At 71.1% G+C, this 18,980-nt stretch carries 14 protein-coding genes; 7 read left to right on the top strand and 7 right to left on the bottom strand.

Annotated elements, in window-relative coordinates:
* Positions 1–17 precede the first annotated feature (17 nt).
* On the top strand, positions 18–704 hold the full coding sequence (locus IEX89_RS05840; protein ID WP_188910590.1) for a response regulator transcription factor: 687 nt from the start codon (positions 18–20) through the stop codon (positions 702–704).
* On the top strand, positions 701–2,185 hold the full coding sequence (locus IEX89_RS05835) for a HAMP domain-containing sensor histidine kinase (protein ID WP_188910588.1): 1,485 nt from the start codon (positions 701–703) through the stop codon (positions 2,183–2,185). The genes IEX89_RS05840 and IEX89_RS05835 overlap by 4 nt, the downstream gene beginning before the upstream one ends.
* Here the strand turns inward: IEX89_RS05835 and IEX89_RS05830 are convergent.
* Positions 2,125–2,991: a protein phosphatase 2C domain-containing protein gene (locus IEX89_RS05830; protein WP_188910585.1), complete on the bottom strand. Its 867-nt coding sequence runs from the start codon at positions 2,989–2,991 to the stop codon at positions 2,125–2,127. The genes IEX89_RS05835 and IEX89_RS05830 overlap by 61 nt on opposite strands.
* A 127-nt stretch (positions 2,992–3,118) precedes the next feature.
* Between IEX89_RS05830 and IEX89_RS05825 the strand changes: the two genes are divergently transcribed.
* Positions 3,119–3,754 carry a MarC family protein gene (locus IEX89_RS05825; protein ID WP_188910583.1) on the top strand — a complete coding sequence of 212 codons (636 nt, stop codon included), beginning with the start codon at positions 3,119–3,121 and terminating at the stop codon, positions 3,752–3,754.
* A gap of 15 nt (positions 3,755–3,769) precedes the next feature.
* On the opposite strand, the gene IEX89_RS05820 is transcribed toward IEX89_RS05825, so the two are convergent.
* A complete protein-coding gene (locus IEX89_RS05820) occupies positions 3,770–4,312 on the bottom strand; it encodes a hypothetical protein (protein ID WP_188910581.1) in 543 nt (180 codons plus the stop codon).
* A 44-nt stretch (positions 4,313–4,356) separates the two neighbouring features.
* Positions 4,357–9,210 carry an NAD-glutamate dehydrogenase gene (locus IEX89_RS05815; protein ID WP_188910579.1) on the bottom strand — a complete coding sequence of 1,618 codons (4,854 nt, stop codon included), beginning with the start codon at positions 9,208–9,210 and terminating at the stop codon, positions 4,357–4,359.
* 125 nt (positions 9,211–9,335) lie between these two features.
* On the opposite strand from IEX89_RS05815, the gene IEX89_RS05810 reads away from it, so the two are divergent.
* From IEX89_RS05810 to pyrG, 3 genes are all read left to right on the top strand, one after another.
* Positions 9,336–9,950, top strand: coding sequence for a peroxidase-related enzyme (locus IEX89_RS05810; protein ID WP_188910577.1), 615 nt, complete (start codon positions 9,336–9,338; stop codon positions 9,948–9,950).
* A gap of 346 nt (positions 9,951–10,296) precedes the next feature.
* Positions 10,297–10,689 (top strand): preprotein translocase subunit SecG, encoded by a 393-nt coding sequence (gene secG / locus IEX89_RS05805; RefSeq protein WP_188910575.1) that lies wholly within the window; start codon positions 10,297–10,299, stop codon positions 10,687–10,689.
* A gap of 153 nt (positions 10,690–10,842) precedes the next feature.
* A complete protein-coding gene (pyrG, locus tag IEX89_RS05800; protein WP_188910573.1) occupies positions 10,843–12,471 on the top strand; it encodes a CTP synthase in 1,629 nt (542 codons plus the stop codon).
* Positions 12,472–12,508: 37 nt separating this feature from the next.
* On the opposite strand, the gene IEX89_RS24840 is transcribed toward pyrG, so the two are convergent.
* From IEX89_RS24840 to IEX89_RS05785, 3 genes are all read right to left on the bottom strand, one after another.
* Entirely contained in the window at positions 12,509–13,204 is a 696-nt protein-coding gene (locus IEX89_RS24840) for a methyl-accepting chemotaxis protein (RefSeq protein ID WP_444544456.1), read from the bottom strand.
* 785 nt (positions 13,205–13,989) lie between these two features.
* On the bottom strand, positions 13,990–14,304 hold the full coding sequence (locus IEX89_RS05790; RefSeq protein WP_188910568.1) for a hypothetical protein: 315 nt from the start codon (positions 14,302–14,304) through the stop codon (positions 13,990–13,992).
* 90 nt (positions 14,305–14,394) lie between these two features.
* Positions 14,395–16,302 carry a propionyl-CoA synthetase gene (locus IEX89_RS05785; RefSeq protein WP_188910996.1) on the bottom strand — a complete coding sequence of 636 codons (1,908 nt, stop codon included), beginning with the start codon at positions 16,300–16,302 and terminating at the stop codon, positions 14,395–14,397.
* A gap of 234 nt (positions 16,303–16,536) precedes the next feature.
* On the opposite strand from IEX89_RS05785, the gene IEX89_RS05780 reads away from it, so the two are divergent.
* The gene (locus tag IEX89_RS05780; protein ID WP_188910566.1) at positions 16,537–17,514 is read left to right on the top strand and encodes a glycerophosphodiester phosphodiesterase; all 978 of its coding nucleotides are present in this window, start codon (positions 16,537–16,539) and stop codon (positions 17,512–17,514) included.
* A gap of 64 nt (positions 17,515–17,578) precedes the next feature.
* Here the strand turns inward: IEX89_RS05780 and IEX89_RS05775 are convergent, their stop codons facing one another.
* Positions 17,579–18,916, bottom strand: coding sequence for a flagellar hook protein FlgE (locus tag IEX89_RS05775; RefSeq protein ID WP_188910565.1), 1,338 nt, complete (start codon positions 18,914–18,916; stop codon positions 17,579–17,581).
* Positions 18,917–18,980: the final 64 nt, after the last annotated feature.

Raw genomic sequence — 18,980 nt, 5'->3', positions numbered from 1 at the left:
ACTATCTCCTGCACGCCATGAAGATCCTCATCGTCGAAGACGACCGCGAGGCGGCGGCCTTCCTCGCCAAGGGCCTGCGCGAGGAGGGGCACGCCGTCGATCAAGCCGAGACCGGGCTCGACGGCTATGCGCTGGCCGAGAGCGGCGATTACGACATCCTCGTCGTCGATCGCATGCTGCCCAAGCTCGACGGGCTCTCCCTCATCCGCTCGTTGCGTGAGCAGGGCGTGGCGACCCCTGTGCTCATCCTCTCCGCGCTCGGACAGGTGGACGATCGCGTCAAGGGCCTGCGCGCGGGCGGGGACGACTACCTGCCCAAGCCCTACGCCTTCTCCGAGCTCCTCGCCCGCATCGAGGTGCTGGCGCGGCGCGGCGCGGCGCCGGCGCAGGCCGAGCCGACGAGCTATCGGGTCGCCGATCTCGAGCTCGACCGCCTGGCGCGGCGCGTCACCCGCGCGGGCACGGAGATCGAGCTGCAGCCCCGCGAGTTCCGGCTGCTCGAATACCTGATGAAGAACGCCGGCCGCGTCGTCACGCGCACCATGCTGCTGGAGCACGTCTGGGACTACCATTTCGACCCGCAGACCAACGTCATCGACGTCCATGTCTCACGCCTGCGGGCGAAGGTGGACAAGGGCTTCGACCAGGCGCTGATCCAGACCGTGCGCGGCGCCGGCTACCGGCTGCGCGGGGCGGGCGAGTGAGCGCGCGGGCGGGCATCGGCGCTGGAGCGGCCGGCCTGCGCAAGCTCCTGTCGACGACGGCGTTTCGCCTGTCGCTCGTCTATCTCGGCATCTTCGCCCTCTCGATCGTGCTCGCGCTCGGCTACGTCGCCTGGAGCGCCGAGCGGATCATGACGCGCGGCATGGTGGAGACCATCGAGGCGGAGATCGCCGAGCTCGAGCAGGTCTGGCGCCGCGGTGGGCTCCGGCGTCTCGCGGGCGCGGTGGAGCGCCGCGCGCAGGCGCCCGGCGCCTCCGTCTACCTGTTCACGACGCCGCAGGGGCAGCGCATCACCGGCAACGTCGTCTCGGTCTCGCCGGGCACCCTCGACGTGCCCGGCGAGCGCGCCATCGAATACGCGCGCCTCACCGCCGAGGACGAGAGCGGCGTCGCCGTGCATCGCGCGCTCGTGCGCGTCTTCGTCCTGCCCGGCGGCTTTCGCCTGCTCGTGGGGCGCGACATGGGCGAGCGCGACCGCCTCGTGGAGGCGATCTGGGGCGCGTTCGGCTGGTCGCTCCTCGTCCTCGTCGTGCTCGGCTTCCTCGGCGGCTGGCTCGTCTCGAAGCGCGTGCTCGGGCGCATCGAGGCGATGACGGCGACGACGAAGACCATCATGGCGGGCGATCTCTCCGGGCGCCTCGGCGTCTCGGGCTCGGGCGACGAGCTCGACCGGCTGGCGCAGAGCCTCAACGCCATGCTCGAGCGCATCGGCGAGCTGATGGAGGGCATGCGCCAGGTCTCCGACAACATCGCCCACGACCTGAAATCCCCGCTCGCGCGCCTGCGCGCCCGCGCCGACGAGGCGCTGCGCACCGCCGACAGCCCGGACGCGCTGCGCGCGGCGCTGGAGCGCACCATCGAGGAGAGCGACGACCTCATCCGCGTCTTCAACGCCCTCCTGATGATCGCGCGGCTCGAGGCCGGCAATGCGGAGGCGCCCCTCGCCGAGGTCGACGCCGCCGAGATAGCGCGAGGCGTGGGTGAGCTCTACGAGGCGGTGGCCGAGGAAGCGGGCGTGCCGCTGGAGCTGCGCATCGCGGACGCGCTGCCCCTCGTCGGCTCGCGCGAGCTGCTCGGCCAGGCGCTCGCCAACCTCATCGACAACGCGCTGAAATACGCGAGCGAGGCCGCGCCCGGTGCGCCCGTGACGCTGACGGCGGAGCGCGTGGGCGAGAACGTCGTGGTCAGCGTCCGCGATCGCGGGCCGGGCATACCGGCGGACGATCGGGAGCGGGTGCTGGAGCGCTTCGTGCGGCTCGAGACCGCGCGCACGCGCCCGGGCTTCGGGCTCGGCCTCTCCCTCGTCGCCGCGGTAGCGCGCCTGCACGGCGGGACGCTGCGGCTCGAGGACGCCGAGCCCGGCCTGCGGGCCGTGCTGGTCCTGCCCCGCGCACGCACGCGTCAGAAGGACCCCTCCACCAGGATCGCGGTGGCGTCGTCGGAGCGCTTGAAGCGCGGATAGAGGTGTCCCGACGGGTCGATCCGCGTCTCGATCTCCCGCAGCCGCGCGGCGAGCGAAGAGAGCCCCTCCTCGGCGGCGCGGGCCATCATCGCGGCGACGTCCATGTCCTCGTAGAGCTCGACCAGCGCCGAGAAGCCGTCGCTCGCCAGCAGCACCAGCGCGTCACCGTCGAGCGTGACGGAGCCGCGCTCGGCGAGCGCCACGGCGTCGGGATGGAGCCCGAACACGGCGGGCGCGCTCGCGACCTGCGCCCGGCGCCGGCGCTCGCTGTCCTCGCGATAGGCCTGCGTCGTGCGCATGGTCTCGACGTCCGCGCCGGTCTCGCGCATCAGCCGCGCGGCGAGCGCGCTCTCGGCCCGGCGCAGGTCCGGCGCTTCGCCCAGCGTGTAGACCGCGCCCGCCTCGTCGCGGACATAGGCGATCGTGTCGGCGATGGTGAGCGTGTCGAGCCGCCCGATGCGGCGATGCGCCAGCGTCAGCGCCGCCACGGGCCAGGTGTGGCGTTCCATCCGTTCGCTGCGCCCGCTCGTCTCGACGCGCTCCAGGAAGCCCGCGCGCGCCTCCTCGATCACGGCGAGCGTCAGCTGCGCGGGGTCTTGCGCGTGGGGCGCGAGGGCGGCGAAGCGCGCGCTCGCGAAGCCCGCGAGCCAGGCGGCGTCGGACGGCGCGTCCATGATCGGCTCGGTGCCCGGCAGAATCGCGCCGTCGATCACCCAGGCGAAGTCCCCCGCCGCCCCGCACGCGTCCTCGTTGGGCCGCGCGGGCGAGCCGGGAAGCGAGATCTGGTCACGGATCGTGAAGGCCATGAGACGCGGCTCCGCGGGGGCACTCGGGGAGGGAAAGCGCGACTGTGGCACGGACCCGACGCGAGGTCGACGGGGCGCAGTGTTTCGGCTAAGCCCGGCCGACGCATTCCCTCGCCGCCGAGGCTCCATGATCGACGCCGACTTCCTCTGGGCCGCTTTCGTGACGCTGCTCGTCACGCTCGATCCGCCGGGCCTCGCGCCGATCTTCCTGTCGGTGACGAACGGGATGACGAAGGAGCAGCGCCGCGGCGTGTCCGTGCGCGCCTGCCTCATCGCCTTCGCGATCCTCTTGTTCTTCGGCTTCGGCGGCGAATTGCTGCTGCAGGCGCTCGGCGTCGGGCTCCCCGCCTTCCGCATCGCCGGCGGCATCCTGCTCTTCTACATCGCCTTCGAGATGATCTTCGGCGGGCGCTCGGAGCGCAAGCGCGAGACGGCGGAAACGGCGATCACCCTCGACCACGTGCGCAACGTCGCCGCCTTCCCCCTGGCTATCCCGCTGATGGCGGGACCCGGCGCCATCACGGCGGTGATCCTGCTCGCCGGACGCGCGGCCGGCGAACCGGCGATGCAGGCGGCCCTCGTCGCCGTCATCGCCGTGTGCGTGGCCACCTGCTTCCTCGCCTTCCTGGTCGCCGAGCGCGTCTCGAAGCTGCTCGGCGTCACCGGCAACATCGTGCTGACCCGCCTGCTCGGCGTGATCCTCGCCGCGCTCGCGGTGCAGTTCGCGGTGGACGGTATCACGACGCTGGTGCGCGGGGGGTGAGGTGCATGCGGCGGCTCAGCAACTCCCACGCCCGTCCTGGAGATACATGCCGCGGGTGAAGCGATAGCGGACGTTGAGGATCTCCGAGCCGCCGTCGAAGGTGAAGTTGCGCTGGATGGTGACGAAGCGCGGCGGGCGCTCGCCGTACTCGATGCAGTACGAGCCCACCACGCTGAGGATCTGCTTCCAGCCGGTCCAGCGCTGGTCCACGAAGACGAAGGTCTCGCAGCCGATGGGCGCGCAGTGCATGGACTGGCGCCCGTGGCAATCGAAGCGGTTCTCGTCGAGGACGAGATCCGGGCGGCCGTTGCCGGTGAGGTCGACGCGCTCGATCGCCATCATCGGGTCGCCCGGGCTGCCGCCCGCGCGCTGGCAGGCGTCGACCATGGCGAGCGCCCGGCGCTGGACCATCTCCGGCAGCGCGTCGAGGCGCGCCTCGACGGGCGCGGCGAGCACGGTCAGCGAGAGGACGAGGCAGGCGAGGAGCGTGCGCGCCAGGCGAGGCGGCGCCGGGAGCGCCGTCGCGTCGGGGCGCGTGAGGGTCCGGTGCGTGCGCATGTGCCAGAATGGGCACGCACCGGTTAACGCGTGGTGAAAGCGGCTCAGTCGCGGGTGAGGTCGCCGAGCAGGCTCGCGGCCACCGTCAGCTTCGAGAGCGTCAGGCCCGAGGAGACGATGCCGTCGACCGCGGTGCGGATGCGCGTCACGTCCGGCCGGCTCGCGCACCACGCCTCCACCGCCTCGCGCCCGGAGCCCTGCTCGCGGGCGATCTCGGCGGTGAGCCGGCGATGCGCGTCGGCGACGCCCGAGAGCGCGCGCTCGAGGGCGAGGCGGTCGTAATAGTCGGCGATCGCCACGTCGCGTCCCTGCGCCGCGAGCGTGCCGAGGCGGAACGTCTCGTCGAGCGCGAAATAGGTCGCCGCGACGTCGCGCAGCGAGCGCTGCGCCTCCTCGGCGATGAGGGTGATGTCCGGCGCCGCGACGAGGATCGGCAGCGCCGCGAGCCGGCTCGCGAGCGCATCGGGCACGGCTTGCGCCGTGAGCGCCTCCGTCCGCTCGCGCCACAGCGCCTGTGCGGCGTCCGGCAGGCAGTCGACGAGGGCGGCCTCCACGGCCACGACGCCCTCGCGGAAGCGCCCGACGATGGCGTCCAGCGGCTCGAGATCGAGGTCGACGTTGCGGATGAACCAGCCGATGCGGTTCATCGCGAGCTCCTCGAGCTCGGCGTAGAGCGCGAGCTGCAGCGCGCCGGCGATCTTCGTGTCGAGCGCGTCGACGCCGGCATTGAGCTCGACGAGGCCGAACGAGTCGCGCGCCGCCGCGTAGGCCGCCGCGATGGTCGGCGCGTCGGCACCCGTCGCGTCCGCGAGGCGGGCGATGACGGTGGGGCCGCCGCGATTGACGATGGCGTTGGAGAGCTGCGTGGCGATGATCTCGCGGCGCAGGCGATGGCTCGCGATCGCGTCGGCGAAGCGCTCGTGCAGCGCCTGCGGGAAATAGCGGTCGAGCTCGCGACCGAGATAGGGATCGTCCGGCACCGCGCTCGCGAGCAGCTGGTCGTAGAGCTGGAGCTTGGCGTAGGCCAGCAGCACGGCGAGCTCCGGGCGCGTCATGCCGCGTCCCGCCTCGGCGCGGGCGATCAGGCTCGCGTCGTCGGGCAGCTCCTCCACCGCGCGGTCGAGGCGGCCCTCGTGCTCGAGCCCCTGCATCAGGCGCCGCACGAAGCCGATGTCGCCGGCCCCGCGCCGCTCGGCGAGCGAGATCGAGAGCGTCTGGAGGTAGTTGTTGCGCAGGACGAGGCGCCCGACCTCCTCGGTCATGCCGGCGAGGAGCGCGTTGCGCGCCTCCGGCTCGAGGCGCCCGTCGCGCAGCGGCGTGTCGAGCGCGATCTTGATGTTCACCTCGACGTCGGACGTGTTCACGCCCGCGGAATTGTCGATGGCGTCGGTGTTGAGCCGAACCCCCGCCTGCGCCGCCTCGATTCGGCCGAGCTGGGTCACGCCGAGATTGGCGCCCTCGCCGATCACGCGGGCGCGCACTTCGGAGCCGGTGATGCGGATCGCGTCGTTGGCGCGATCGCCCACCCGCTCGTCGCTCTCGCCCACCGCGCGGATGTAGGTGCCGATGCCGCCGAACCAGAGCAGGTCGACGCGCATGCGCAGGATCGCGCGCATCACCTCGAAGGGGGTGGCGCTCGCCTGGTCGAGGTCGAGGAGCGCGCGCATCTCGGCGGAGAGCGGGATGGCCTTGAGGCTGCGCGAGAACACGCCGCCGCCCTTCGAGATCAGGCTCTTGTCGTAATCCGCCCAGGACGAGCGGCCGAGATCGAACATCCGCCGGCGCTCGGCGAAGGACGTCTCCGGGTCGGGGTTCGGGTCGATGAAGATGTCGCGATGGTCGAAGGCGGCGACGAGCTTGATCGCGTGCGAGAGCAGCATGCCGTTGCCGAAGACGTCGCCCGACATGTCGCCGACGCCCGCCACCGTCACGGGCTGCGACTGGATGTCGACGTCCATCTCGCGGAAATGGCGCTTCACCGCCTCCCAGGCGCCGCGCGCCGTGATGCCCATGCCCTTGTGGTCGTAGCCGTTGGAGCCGCCGGAGGCGAAGGCGTCGCCGAGCCAATGGCCGCGCTCCAGCGAGATGGCGTTGGCCGTGTCCGAGAAGGTCGCGGTGCCCTTGTCGGCGGCGACCACGAGATAGGGGTCGTCGCCGTCGTGGCGCACGGTGTCCGGCGGCGGGCGGATGTCGTCGCCCACGATGTTGTCGGTGAGCTCGAGCAGCGTGTCGATGAAGACCTCGTAGCTCGCGCGCCCCTCCTCGAACCAGGCCTGCCGGTCCTCGTTCATCGGCGGCAGACGCTTGGGCACGAAGCCGCCCTTGGCGCCGACCGGCACGATGACGGCGTTCTTGACCTGCTGCGCCTTGACGAGGCCGAGCACCTCCGTGCGGAAGTCCTGCGGCCGGTCGGACCAGCGCAGCCCGCCGCGGGCCACCTTGCCGAATCGCAGGTGCACGCCTTCGACGCGGGGCGAATAGACGAAGATCTCGTAGAGCGGCCGCGGCAGCGGCATCGCCTCGACCTTGGCGCAGGCGAACTTGAAGGCGATGGTGCGGCGGGGGTGCCCGCCGCGCTCGATCTGGAAGTAGTTCGTCCGCAGCGCCGCCTCGACGAGGTTGACGAAGCGCCTGAGGATGCGGTCGTCGTCGAGGCTCTGGACCTCGGAGAGCATCTCCTCGATGGCGCCGCGAGCCTCGGCCTCCGCCTCCTCGCGGGGGCGCTTGTCGGAGACGCGCGGGTCGAAGCGGGCGTAGAAATAGGCGACGATCGCCGCCGCGATCCGCGGATGGCGCGCGAGCGTCGTGGCGAGGTAGTCCTGCCCGTAGGCGATGCGCACCTGGCGCAGGTAGCGCGCCAGCGCGCGCACCATGGCGACGTCCCGCCAGCCGAGCTCGGCCTCCAGCACCAGCTTGTTGAACCCGTCCGATTCCGCGAGCCCGCGGAACAGCGCGAGCAGCGCCGCCTCGATGGGCTTCTCGATGCGCTCGATCGTGATCGGCCCGCCGGCGGCGCGGGTCAGCGTCATGTCGTGGAGCCAGACCCGCTCGTCCTCTCGCGAGCCGGCGGGGACGACGCGATAGGTCCGCTCGTTGACGACGTGGAAGCCGAGGTTCTCGAGCAGCGGCACGCGCTCGGAGAGGGGCAGGCCGGCGCCGCGGGAGAAGACCTTGAGGTTGATGCGCGTCTCCGGGTCGCCCTCGCGGCGGTAGAGATCGACGGCGCGCGGCCGCTCGGCGGAGATGCGCTCGGTGATCAGGATGTCGCGGATCGCCTCGCGGGCCGAGAAGGCCTCGCGATAGGCGGCGTTGAAGGCGTCCGCGTAGCGCGCGCCGAGCGTACGGGCGCGCGGTCCGCCGATCTCCTCGCGCAGCACGTCGCGCAGCGCGTCGCCCCAGGTGCGCACGATCGTGCCGACGCCGTCCTCCAGCGTCTGGCGCGCGACGCGGGGCGTCTCGCCCTCCTCGCGGCCGATGATGTAGTGCGTGCGCGCGAGCGGCCCTTCCGGATAGGCGGGGTAGGCGGCGGAGACGCGGCCCTGGTAGATGCCCGCCAGGAACTCGCCGACCTTGCGGCGCACCTGCGTGTCGTAGCGATCCTTGGGGATGAAGACGAGGACGGAGACGAAGCGGTCGAACTCGTCGGGCCGCGCCAGCACGCGCACGCGCGGGCGATCCGACAGGTTCATGATCTCGAGCGCGAAGGCGTAGAGCGTCTCCTCGTCGACCTGGAAGAGCTCGTCGCGCGGGAAGTTCTCCAGCACGTTGATCAGCGCGCGGCCCGCATGGCTCTGCGGATCGAACTGGGCGCGCTGGAGGATCTTCTCGCGCTTGAGGCGCAGCACCGGCACGTCGTCGGTGGATTCGATGTACGCGCTCGCGGTGAAGAGGCCGACGACGCGCAATTCGCCCGCGACCTCGCCCGTGTCCGAGAACAGCTTGATGCCGATGTAGTCGAGATGCGCCCGGCGATGGACGCTCGACTTCACGTTCGCCTTGGTGATGATGAGCGCGGAGGGCTTCTGCAGGAAGGCGCGCACCTCCGGCGTCATGGCCACGAGCTCGCGCCCGCGCCGCAGCACCTTCACGGCGGGATCGCGCAGGATGCCGAGCCCCGATCCCTCGATCGGCGCGGCGGCGACGTCGCCGTCGGGGAAGCTGTATTCGCGCACGCCCAGCAGCGTGAAATTGTCCGCCGCGATCCAGTCGAGGAAGGCGAGCGCCTCCTTCGTCTCGTCGGCGGGGAGGGGAGGAGGTGCCTGGCGGTAGCGCGCGATGGCGCCTGCGAGGCGCTCGCGCATGGGGCCCCAGTCCGAGACGGCCACCGCGACGTCCGAATAGACCCGCTCGAGCGCCGTGCGCAGCCGCTCGCGGGCCTCGTCGTCGAGGCGGTCGAGATGGATGTGGATGAGGCTCTCGCGGATCGCGCCCTCGGGCGTCGCCCCGCGGGAGGGGCCGAGCAGCTCGACGAGCCGCCCCTCGGCGTCGCGGCGCACCGTCAGGATCGGATGCGCCACGAGGCGCGGCTCGTAGCCCTGGTCGACGATCTCGGCGAGCGTCGAATCGAGCAGGAAGGGCATGTCGCCGTTCACGGCCTCGACGAGGGTGATCTCGCGGCCGTGGCCGGAGCCGCTCCCGGAGAGCTCGCGATCGACGACGACGAGGTCGTGGCGGGGCACGCCGCCAACGTCGGGGCAGGGCTTGCGCAGGTGGTCGTAGGCGGCGGCGGCGAGCGCCGCGAGCTCGCTGGGTGCGTAGCGGTCGAGGTCCTCGCTCGGGGTGCGGCCGAAGAGGTCGTCGACCATGCGGGGCGGGGCCTGCCGGCTGCGCTCCTCCTCGAGCGCGGCCATGGCCGCCGCGATCGTCCCGCTCCCGTTCGCGTCCTCGATCCGGTCCATCGCGCGCCCCCTCCTCGTGAGCTCCGCCGCCGTCTTCGCGACGATCATGGGGGAAGGCTTGGCATAGCCCGCCGCCCGCTGCAACAATTCGCCGCGCACCAACGCGCGAGCGGGAGGAGAGTGTCATGAGCGATGGAAAAGCGGCCGGATCGGGCCTCGCGCCGGCTCGGCAGGAGCCGGAGGCGCGCCCCACCGCCCTCGATCTGCCCCGGGCCGACCTCTCGCCGGAGATGCGCGCCTATCTCGAAAAGTGCGACGAGAAGATCGGCTTCGTCCCCAACGTGCTCGCCGCCTACGCCCACGACGACGTCAAGCTCTCCGCCTTCGCCGCCTTCTACAACGGGCTGATGCTCGCGCCCTCGGGGCTGTCGAAGCTCGAGCGCGAGATGATCGCGGTCGTGGTCTCGGCGGCGAACCGTTGCTACTACTGCGTCACCGCCCACGGCGCGGCGGTGCGCCAGCTCTCGGGCGATCCGGTGCTCGGCGACGTGCTCTCCACGAACTGGCGCGCGGCCCGGCTCGCGCCCCGCCACGTCGCCATGCTGGGCTTCGCCGAGACGGTTGCCACCGGTTCCTTCGCCATCGGCGAGGCGGATCGCCAGGGGCTGCGCGACGCCGGCTTCTCGGACGTGGACATCTGGGACGTGGCGGCGGTGGCCTCCTTCTTCGCCATGTCGAACCGCCTCGCCTCGGCCACAGACATGCGGCCGAACCCGGAATATCACGCGATGGCGCGCTGAGCGCCGATCTCCCTCCTTCCCTGTAGGGGAAGGTGGCTCGGCGGAGCCGAGACGGATGGGGCGCGCATCGCGCGTTCGGCGGAGCCGAAACCGACGTGCGATCGCGGACACCGCAATTTCCGCTTCGCGGAACACGCTTCGCGGCGCGCCACCTTCCCCTACAGGGAAGGAGAAGGGGCGCGGATCGATCGTCTTGCGCCCGGCTCCGCCGGTGACCATTTGAGCGACGAACGCGGTCGGCGCCTTTTCACCCTTTGCGGGGGCGGCATGACCGTGCTAGAGGCGGCGCTCATCGCAAGACGTGACGAGCGGCCCGCCGTGCGCGGGACCGCTCGAGGCTGTTTCAATGCAAACCGTTCTGATCATCGTCCACCTGATCATCGTGCTCGCGCTCGTCGGCGTCGTGCTCCTGCAGCGCTCGGAGGGCGGCGGGCTCGGCATGGGCGGCGGCTCCTCGGGCGGCGGCGGCGGCTTCATGACCGGCCGCGGCCAGGCGAACGCGCTGACGCGGACGACGGCGGTGCTCGCCGCGCTCTTCTTCGCCACCAGCCTCGCGCTGGCGATCCTCGCCGGCTACAGCCGCGCGCCGACCTCGGTGATCGACACGCTGCCGCTCTCCTCGGGCCCGAACCAGCCCTCCGCGCCCGGCGAGGCGCCGGCGGGACCGGGCGTCCTCGAGCAGCTCCAGCAGCTCCAGGGCGACCAGCCGGCGGGCCCGCAGGTGCCGCAGTCGCGCTGATCGCGCGGCGCGGGCGAGCGACGAGGACCGGCGGCAGGCGCGGGACGCTCCGGCGTCCCGGCCGCACGTGACGTTCGACAGGATGTGGATGGCATCGGCTCCGCTCGATTCGCCGCTTGCGAATCGAGGGCGTCGTCATGAAGGTGAAGGTCCATGACGCGGTACGTTTTCATCACCGGCGGCGTGGTGTCATCGCTCGGCAAGGGCCTCGCCTCGGCGGCTCTCGGGGCGGTGCTGCAGGCGCGCGGCTACACGGTTCGCCTGCGCAAGCTCGATCCCTACCTCAACGTCGATCCGGGGACGATGAGCCCCTACCAGCACGGCGAGGTCTTCGTCACCGACGACGGCGCCGAGACGGATCTCGACCTCGGCCACTACGAGCGCTTCACCGGCGTGCCCGCCTCCAAGCAGGACAACATCACCACGGGGCGCATCTACCAGGACATCATCGCCAAGGAGCGGCGCGGGGACTATCTCGGCGCGACGATCCAGGTGATCCCGCACGTCACCAACGCCATCAAGGACTTCGTGCTCACGGGCAACGAGGGCTACGACTTCGTCCTCGTGGAGATCGGCGGCACGGTGGGCGACATCGAGGGCCTGCCCTTCTTCGAGGCGATCCGCCAGCTCGGCAACGAGCTGCCGCGCGGTGCCGCGATCTACATCCACCTGACGCTCCTGCCGTTCATTCCCTCCGCGGGCGAGCTGAAGACGAAGCCGACGCAGCACTCGGTGGCCGAGCTGCGCTCCATCGGCATCCAGCCCGACATCCTGCTGTGCCGCTGCGATCGGCCGATCCCGCGCGAGGAGCGCCGCAAGCTCGCGCTCTTCTGCAACGTGCGCGAGACGGCGGTGATCGAGGCGCGCGACGTGCCCTCGATCTACGAGGTGCCGCTCTCCTACCATGCGGAGGGCCTCGACGCGGAGGTGCTCGCCGCCTTCGGCATCGAGGACGCGCCCGAGCCGGATCTCGCCACCTGGGAGGACATCGTCGAGCGGGTGAAGAACCCCGAGGGCGAGGTCACCATCGCCATCGTCGGCAAGTACACGGGGCTGAAGGACGCCTACAAGTCCCTCATCGAGGCGCTCAACCACGGCGGCATCGCCAACCGGGTGAAGGTCAATCTCGAGTGGATCGAGAGCGAGATCTTCGAGCAGTCCGACCCCGCGCCCTATCTCGAGAACGTCAACGGCATCCTCGTGCCCGGCGGCTTCGGCCAGCGCGGATCCGAGGGCAAGATCCAGGCGGTGCGCTTCGCGCGCGAGCGCGACATCCCGTATTTCGGCATCTGCTTCGGCATGCAGATGGCCTGCATCGAGACCGCGCGCTCGCTCGCGGGGATCGAGCATGCCGGCTCGACCGAGTTCGGCAAGACCGACGAGCCCGTCGTCGGGCTGATGACGGAATGGATGCGCGGCAACGAGCTCGAGCGCCGCGCGGCGGCCGGCGATCTCGGCGGCACGATGCGGCTCGGCGCCTATTCGGCGAGCCTGGCGGAGGGCTGCCGCGTCTCCGAGATCTACGGCTCGACCGAGATCACCGAGCGCCACCGCCACCGCTACGAGGTCAACATGGCCTACCGCGAGCGGCTGGAGGAGGCGGGCCTGAAGGTCTGCGGCGTCTCGCCGGACGGCCTCCTGCCGGAGATCGTCGAGCGGGCGGACCATCCCTGGTTCGTCGGCGTGCAGTTCCACCCGGAGCTGAAGTCGCGCCCCTTCGACCCGCACCCGCTCTTCCGCTCCTTCATCGAGGCGGCGCTCGTCCAGTCCCGCCTCGTGTGAGCCGGGACGCCCGCTCGGGGCGTCCCGTGAACGGCCGTCAGGCCGCGCGGACCTGAGAGACGAAGCTCTCCACCCGCGTGCGGATCGCCGCCGCCTCGTCGGCGAGCTTCCGCGACGCGTCGATGATGGCGTGGGAGGCGGAGCCGGTCTCGTCCGCGAGGCCGCCGACCACGTCGACGGCGCCGTTCACCGCCCGCGCACCGCTGGCGGCCTCCTGGACGTTGCGGGAGATTTCAGAGGTCGCCGCGCTCTGCTGGCTGACGGCGGAGGCGATGGCGGCGGCGAGCTGGTTCATCTCGTCGATCGTCGTCGCGATCTCGCGGATGGAGGTGACCGAGCCGTCCGTCGCCGCCTGCATCTCCGCGACCTTGGAGGCGATGTCCTCGGTGGCCTTGGCGGTCTGGTTGGCGAGGGTCTTCACCTCGGCCGCGACGACCGCGAAGCCCTTGCCCGCCTCGCCGGCGCGCGCCGCCTCGATGGTGGCGTTGAGCGCCAGCAGGTTCGTCTGCTCGGCGATGGTGCGGATGAGGTCCACGACCTCGCCGATGGAGCGCGCCGCCGCCGACAGGTCCTGGACGTGGGCGTCCGTCGCTCGCGCGCCGGCCACAGCTCGCGCCGCGATCTCGGAGGAGGACTGGGCCGAGCGGCCGATCTCGCCGATCGAGGCGGCGAGCTCCTCGCCCGACGCCGCGACGTGCTGGATGTTCGCCGCGGTGCTCTCCGAGCGGCCCATGGCGTCGGAGACGGACGCGCGGGTGCGTCCGGCGATGGCGGTGAGCCCGTCCGCCTGGCTGCGCATGGCGGCGAAGGCCTGGTCGAGGCTCTGCAGCGCCGCGCGGATGCCGCTCTCGAACTCCGCCGCGAGGCGATCGACGGCGGCGGCGCGGGCGGCGACCTTCTCGTTCTCCGCCTCGCGCATGGCCGCGAGCTCGCGCTCCTTGGCCGTGGCCTCCTCGGCGGCGGCGAGCCCGGCATTGGCCGAGGCGATCATGGTCTCGAGCGTCAGCACCACCCAGGTGAGCACTGCCGTCTCGAGGACGACGATCACCGCGTGCAGCAGCACGCGCCCGAAGCTCGCCCCCTCGGGGAAGACGGCGAAGGGGATGACGAAGTTGAAGCCCAGATGGTGGAGCGCGGTGACGCCGGCCGCCGCCAGGATCACCCGCCAGTCGCAGAAGCCCGCCAGCATGGCGAGCGCCGCGAAATAGTACATGTGCACGTCGATCTGCCAGGGATGCCCGGCGAGCTCGTAGACGAAGAGCGAGACCTGCGCGATCAGCCCGATCGCGACCGCCATGCGCGTCTCCATCGCGGCCGGGCGCGTCGCGGTCAGCGCGACGCCCGGCGCCGCGAGGAGCGCGGCGACGGCGACGTTGGCGACGAGCGATCCGCCGATCGTCAGCGCGAGGACAGCGGCGACGGCGACGTGGGCGACGAGGAGAACGGAGAGCGTCCTCGCGGTGGTTGCGCGGAGCGTGGAAACATCGACCATTGTGGGGACACGTCCTTGGGCGGGCGTCATGGGCGGGCGGTCTCACGGGGGACGAGGCAGCCGCCGAGCGTACGCGGATCGAGAAGCGCCCAGGCGCCCGCCGCGCGCACCGCGCTGGCGAAGGCGTCGGGCCGTTGGGCCGTGGCGACGGCTACGAAGGGGAAGGCGCCGGCGCTGACCAGCGCGCCGCCGCTCTCGCCGATGCGGGCGAAGACGTCGGCCTGGCTCGTCCACGGCGCGAACACGACGGCCGTCCCCACGCGCGCGTCGCCGGGCGCCGCCGCCGCCAGCGGCAGAACGAGCGAGACGAGCACGAACAGGACGAGCGACAGGCGTGCCATGAACTTCCCTAGCGGCGTAGCTGCCGCATACCGGAAATCACGATACGCCTGTGGGTTTTAAGCGCAGATTAATTCACGGATCTGAATTATTCAGCCGATGCCGCGCCGCGACAATTCCTGAGCGATCTCGTCGAGGATTACTGGATCGTCGATGGTCGCCGGCATGGACCATGCGTCACCGTCGGCGATCTTCTTCATGGTGCCGCGTAGGATCTTGCCGGAACGCGTCTTCGGCAGGCGCCCGACGGTGATCGCCAGCTTGAAGGCGGCGACGGGGCCGATCTTCTCGCGGACGAGCGCGACGAGCTCCTTCTCGATCTCGAGCGGCGAGCGCTCGACGCCCGCCTTGAGCACCACGAAGCCGCAGGGGACCTCGCCCTTAAGCTGGTCCTTGACGCCGATGACCGCGCACTCCGCGACGGCCGGATGGGAGGCGAGCACCTCCTCCATGCCGCCGGTGGAGAGGCGGTGACCGGCGACGTTGATGATGTCGTCCGTGCGGCCCATGATGAACAGGTAGCCGTCCTCGTCGACGAAGCCCGCATCCGAGGTGCTGTAATTGCCCGGGAAGGCCTCGAGATAGCTCTCGCGGAAGCGGTCGTCCGCGTGCCACAGCGTCGGCAGGCAGCCGGGAGGCAGCGGCAGGCGGATCACGATGGAGCCCATCGTGTTCGGCGCGACGTCCCGCCCGCCCTCGTCGACGACGCGCACGTCGTAGCCGGGCATCGGCACCGTCGGCGAGCCGTGCTTGACCGGAAGGACGCCCAGGCCCACGGGATTGCCGGCGATGGCCCAGCCGGTCTCCGTCTGCCACCAGTGATCGATCACCGGCACCTTCAGGATATCCTCCGCCCACTCGACGGTCGCGGGGTCGGCCCGCTCGCCGGCGAGGAAGAGCGCGCGGAAGGAGGCGAGGTCGTAGCGCTTCAGGTGCTCGGCGTGCGGATCCTCCTTCTTGATGGCGCGCAGCGCGGTGGGCGCCGTGAACAGCGTCGTCGCCTTGTGCTGGGAGATCACTCGCCAGAAGGCGCCGGGATCGGGCGTGCCCACCGGCTTGCCCTCGTAGAGGATCGTCGTGCAGCCCGCGATCAGCGGGCCGTAGACGATGTAGGAATGGCCCACGACCCAGCCGACGTCCGAGGCGCACCAATAGACCTCGCCGGGCTTCATGCCGTAGAGCGCCTCCATCGACCAGGCGAGCGCCACCATGTAGCCGCCGCAATCGCGCACGACGCCCTTTGGCTTGCCCGTCGTGCCGGAGGTGTAGAGCACGTAGAGCGGGTCCGTCGCGGCGACGGGCACGCAATCGGCGAGGCGGCCCTCGCGCCTGGCGGCGTCGATGGCGCCCTGCCAATCGTGGTCGCGGCCCTCGACGAGGGCGGCGTCCGCCTGCGGGCGCTGGTAGATCAGGCAGGCGTCGGGCTTGTGGATCGACAGCTCGATCGCCTGGTCGAGGAGGGGCTTGTAGGCGACGACGCGTCCCGGCTCGAGGCCGCAGGAGGCCGACAGTATCGCCTTGGGGCGCGCGTCCTCGATGCGGGTGGCGAGCTCCTTGGCCGCGAAGCCGCCGAAGACGACGGAATGCACGGCGCCGAGGCGCGCGCAGGCGAGCATGGCGAAGACCGCCTGCGGGATCATCGGCATGTAGACGACGACCCGATCGCCGGCCTCGACGCCCATCCCGCGCAGCACGCCCGCGAGAGCCGCGACCTCGTCGCGCATCTCGCGATAGGTCCAGGTCGCGGTCTCGCCGGTCATGGCGCTGTCGTAGATCATCGCCGGCTGGTCGCCGCGGGTCTCGACATGGCGGTCGAGCGCATTGTGGCAGACGTTGCAGGTCGCGCCCTCGAACCAGCGGCCGTAGACGCCCGCCTTCTCGTCGAGCACCGTCTCGGGCGGCGTGAACCAGTCGATGGCCTTCGCCGCCTCGCCCCAGAAGGCCCGAGGGTCCGCCTTCCAGGCGGCGTAGACCTCGTGATAGCGGCTCTCGCCCGACATCGCGCCCGACATGGTTCGTCCTCCCCGTGCGGCCTCGTTCTTCGCGGTCGGCGGCACGATGCGTCGCGCCCGTGCGGCGCGCAAGATCGGCCGATCCCAGACTTTCGGCCATCGGGGAGAGCGCGGATGGGGGTCTCGTGGGGGCGTCCCGACGCCGAAATGGCGCGTTCGGGCCTTCATTCCACCGTCCCGAGCCCGTAGGATCGGGAGATCGACGCTCAGCGAGAGGTTTTCATGCGGCTCCTCGTCCTCCTCGCCGCGGCCGTGCTCGCCACGGCACCGGCGCTCGCCTTCGATCTGCAGGGCCATCGCGGCGCGCGCGGGCTCGCGCCGGAGAACACGCTCGCCGCGATCGACCAGGCGCTCGCCATCGGCGTCGACACGCTGGAGCTCGACCTCGTGGTGACGGCCGACGACGTCCTCGTCGTGCACCACGACCTCACGCTCAACGGCGACATCGCCCGCGGGCCGGACGGCGCCTGGGTCACGGGCGAGGTGCCGCTGCGCTCGCTCACCCTCGACGTCGTGAAGACCTTCGACGTGGGGCGCCTGCGCGCCGGGAGCGAGTACGCCCTGCGCTTCGCCGACCAGATCACCCGAGACGGCGCGCGCATTCCGACGCTCGACGAGGTCTTCGCCCGCGTCGCCGCGCTCGGCGCCGATCACGTGCGCTTCAACCTCGAGACGAAGATCAGCCCGAGCCACCCGGCCCACACGCCGGCGCCCGACGCGTTCGCCGCGCTGCTGGCCGAGGCGATCCGCGCGCACGGGCTCGTCGAGCGGGTGAGCGTGCAGAGCTTCGACTGGCGCACGCTCGACGCCATGGCCGAGATCGCCCCGGAGATCGTGCGCGTGTGCCTCACCGCGCAGGGACGCTTCGACACGGTGCGGGCGGGGGAAGCGGGCGCGTCGCCCTGGCTCGGAGGACGCGACGTCGACGACGCGGACGGCTCGGCGCCGGCGCTCGCCGCGCAGGCGGGCTGCGCCGTCTGGTCGCCGCATCACGGGGACGTCGACGCCGATCGGCTCGCGGAGGCGAAGGGGCTCGGCCTCGCCGTCGTGCCGTGGACGGTCAACGAGATCGCCGACATGCGCCGTCTCGTCGATCTTGGCGTCGACGGGCTGATCACCGACTACCCCAACCGCCTGAGGGCGCTCCTCGTCGAGCGCGGGATCGAGACGGCGCCGCAGGTGCGCCTGCCCACGCGCTGAGTGCGTCGCGTAGAACGAAGAGCGCCGCGCCGCCGACGAACGGCGGCACGGCGAGGCGGCACGATCAGCGCACCACGTTCAGGACGTCCCGTATCATCTCCTGGGCCGTGGAGATCACGCGCGTGTTGGCCGTGTAGGCCTGCTGCGTGACGATCATCTTGGCGAATTCCTCCGAGATGTCGACGTTCGAGCTCTCGATGCCACCGGACATCACCGTGGCGCGGGCGAAGGCGACGGAGGGATCGCCGGATTCGCGCGTCGCCTCGAAAGCGCCGCCGTCCACGCGCCTCAGGGCGTTGGGCGCATAGAAGCCGACGAGGCTGATCTCGGCTACGGGCACGACCTGCCCGTTGCTGTAAGCGACCGAGACGACGCCCTCCTCGGAGACGGCGACGCTGTCGTAGCGCCCGACGCCGTAGCCGTCTTGCTCCAGGAGGCCGGGCTGGACGCTCGAGACGCTCAGCTGCCTGATGTTGCCGCCGAAGTCGATCGTCACCTCCTGGAAGTCGATGTCGTTGATCTCGACGACGGCCGGCGCGGTGGTGAGCGTCGCCGGGCCGTTCAGCGAGCCGTCGGCGTTGAAGGTCACGTCTACGCCGATCTGGCGCCAGGCATCGCCGCCGGAATTGGACTCGTAGTAGAGCTGCCACGTGTCGGGCCCGTCGGCGGTGCGGGCCCACCGAAGGTTCATGCTCTCGATGGCGCCCACTGAATTGTAGACGGTGACGCTCCCTCCCGGCAGCGTCGAGCGTAGGAAGGCTTCCGCATCCGCTTCGAGGACGTTTCCGCCGGGCTGCACGCTGGCGGGGTTCACGAAGTAACCGTGCGCGGCGGTTGTGCCCGAATCGGTGGTCGTCGGATTGGTCGGCAGGTCGACGGCGTAATCGATCGTCGTTGTCGGCTGCGGATCGAGGCGGCCCAAGAGTTCCTGCGAAATCTGGATGAAGCCGCCGTTCTGCGTCGCGACCGGCAGGCCGGTTTCGCGATCGAGCATCGTCCCACGTAGCGCATAGCCCGCGCCGTTGACGAGATAGCCTTGCCGGTCGAGCTCGAAGTCACCGCGGCGGGTGTAGAGCTCGGGGCTCTGGCGCACGATGGAGCTCGTCTGGCTCGGGCGTTGACCGACGGCGAAGAAGCCGTCGCCGTTGAGCGCGATGTTGGTGTCGAGGTTCGTGGGCAGGAACTCGCCGGAGAGCGTGTTCGTCGCGCGCGAGAAGGAGTTCACCGACCCGGAGACCTGTCGCGCCAACGGCTGCTCCGGCACGAGGTCGGCGAAGCTCGTGTCGACGCGCTTGAAGCCCGGCGTCGAGGAGTTGGCGATGTTGCCCGAGATGTTCTGCATCGAGAAGGACTGGGCGCGCAGGCCCGACACCGCGGTGAGCAAGGATCCGAAGCTGCCCATGACCGATCTACCCCTTCACTGGCACTGACTTGCGACGTCGATACGCGACGCCGTCCCGCCGCTC

It is taken from the genome of Salinarimonas ramus, from assembly GCF_014645695.1.
GTDB classification, from domain to species: domain Bacteria; phylum Pseudomonadota; class Alphaproteobacteria; order Rhizobiales; family Beijerinckiaceae; genus Salinarimonas; species Salinarimonas ramus.
This window is presented reverse-complemented; position numbering and strand designations above follow the sequence as displayed.

Bases quoted from the DNA above. Each gene is read 5' to 3' on its own strand.
- IEX89_RS05840 (WP_188910590.1), top strand. From the start codon at position 18: ATGAAGATCCTCATCGTCGAAGACGACCGCGAGGCGGCGGCCTTCCTC.
- IEX89_RS05830 (WP_188910585.1), bottom strand. From the start codon at position 2,991: ATGGCCTTCACGATCCGTGACCAGATCTCGCTTCCCGGCTCGCCCGCG.
- IEX89_RS05825 (WP_188910583.1), top strand. From the start codon at position 3,119: ATGATCGACGCCGACTTCCTCTGGGCCGCTTTCGTGACGCTGCTCGTC.
- IEX89_RS05820 (WP_188910581.1), bottom strand. From the start codon at position 4,312: ATGCGCACGCACCGGACCCTCACGCGCCCCGACGCGACGGCGCTCCCG.
- IEX89_RS05815 (WP_188910579.1), bottom strand. From the start codon at position 9,210: ATGGACCGGATCGAGGACGCGAACGGGAGCGGGACGATCGCGGCGGCC.
- IEX89_RS05810 (WP_188910577.1), top strand. From the start codon at position 9,336: ATGAGCGATGGAAAAGCGGCCGGATCGGGCCTCGCGCCGGCTCGGCAG.
- secG (WP_188910575.1), top strand. From the start codon at position 10,297: ATGCAAACCGTTCTGATCATCGTCCACCTGATCATCGTGCTCGCGCTC.
- pyrG (WP_188910573.1), top strand. From the start codon at position 10,843: ATGACGCGGTACGTTTTCATCACCGGCGGCGTGGTGTCATCGCTCGGC.
- IEX89_RS24840 (WP_444544456.1), bottom strand. From the start codon at position 13,204: ATGGGCCGCTCGGAGAGCACCGCGGCGAACATCCAGCACGTCGCGGCG.
- IEX89_RS05790 (WP_188910568.1), bottom strand. From the start codon at position 14,304: ATGGCACGCCTGTCGCTCGTCCTGTTCGTGCTCGTCTCGCTCGTTCTG.
- IEX89_RS05785 (WP_188910996.1), bottom strand. From the start codon at position 16,302: ATGTCGGGCGAGAGCCGCTATCACGAGGTCTACGCCGCCTGGAAGGCG.
- IEX89_RS05780 (WP_188910566.1), top strand. From the start codon at position 16,537: ATGCGGCTCCTCGTCCTCCTCGCCGCGGCCGTGCTCGCCACGGCACCG.
- IEX89_RS05775 (WP_188910565.1), bottom strand. From the start codon at position 18,916: ATGGGCAGCTTCGGATCCTTGCTCACCGCGGTGTCGGGCCTGCGCGCC.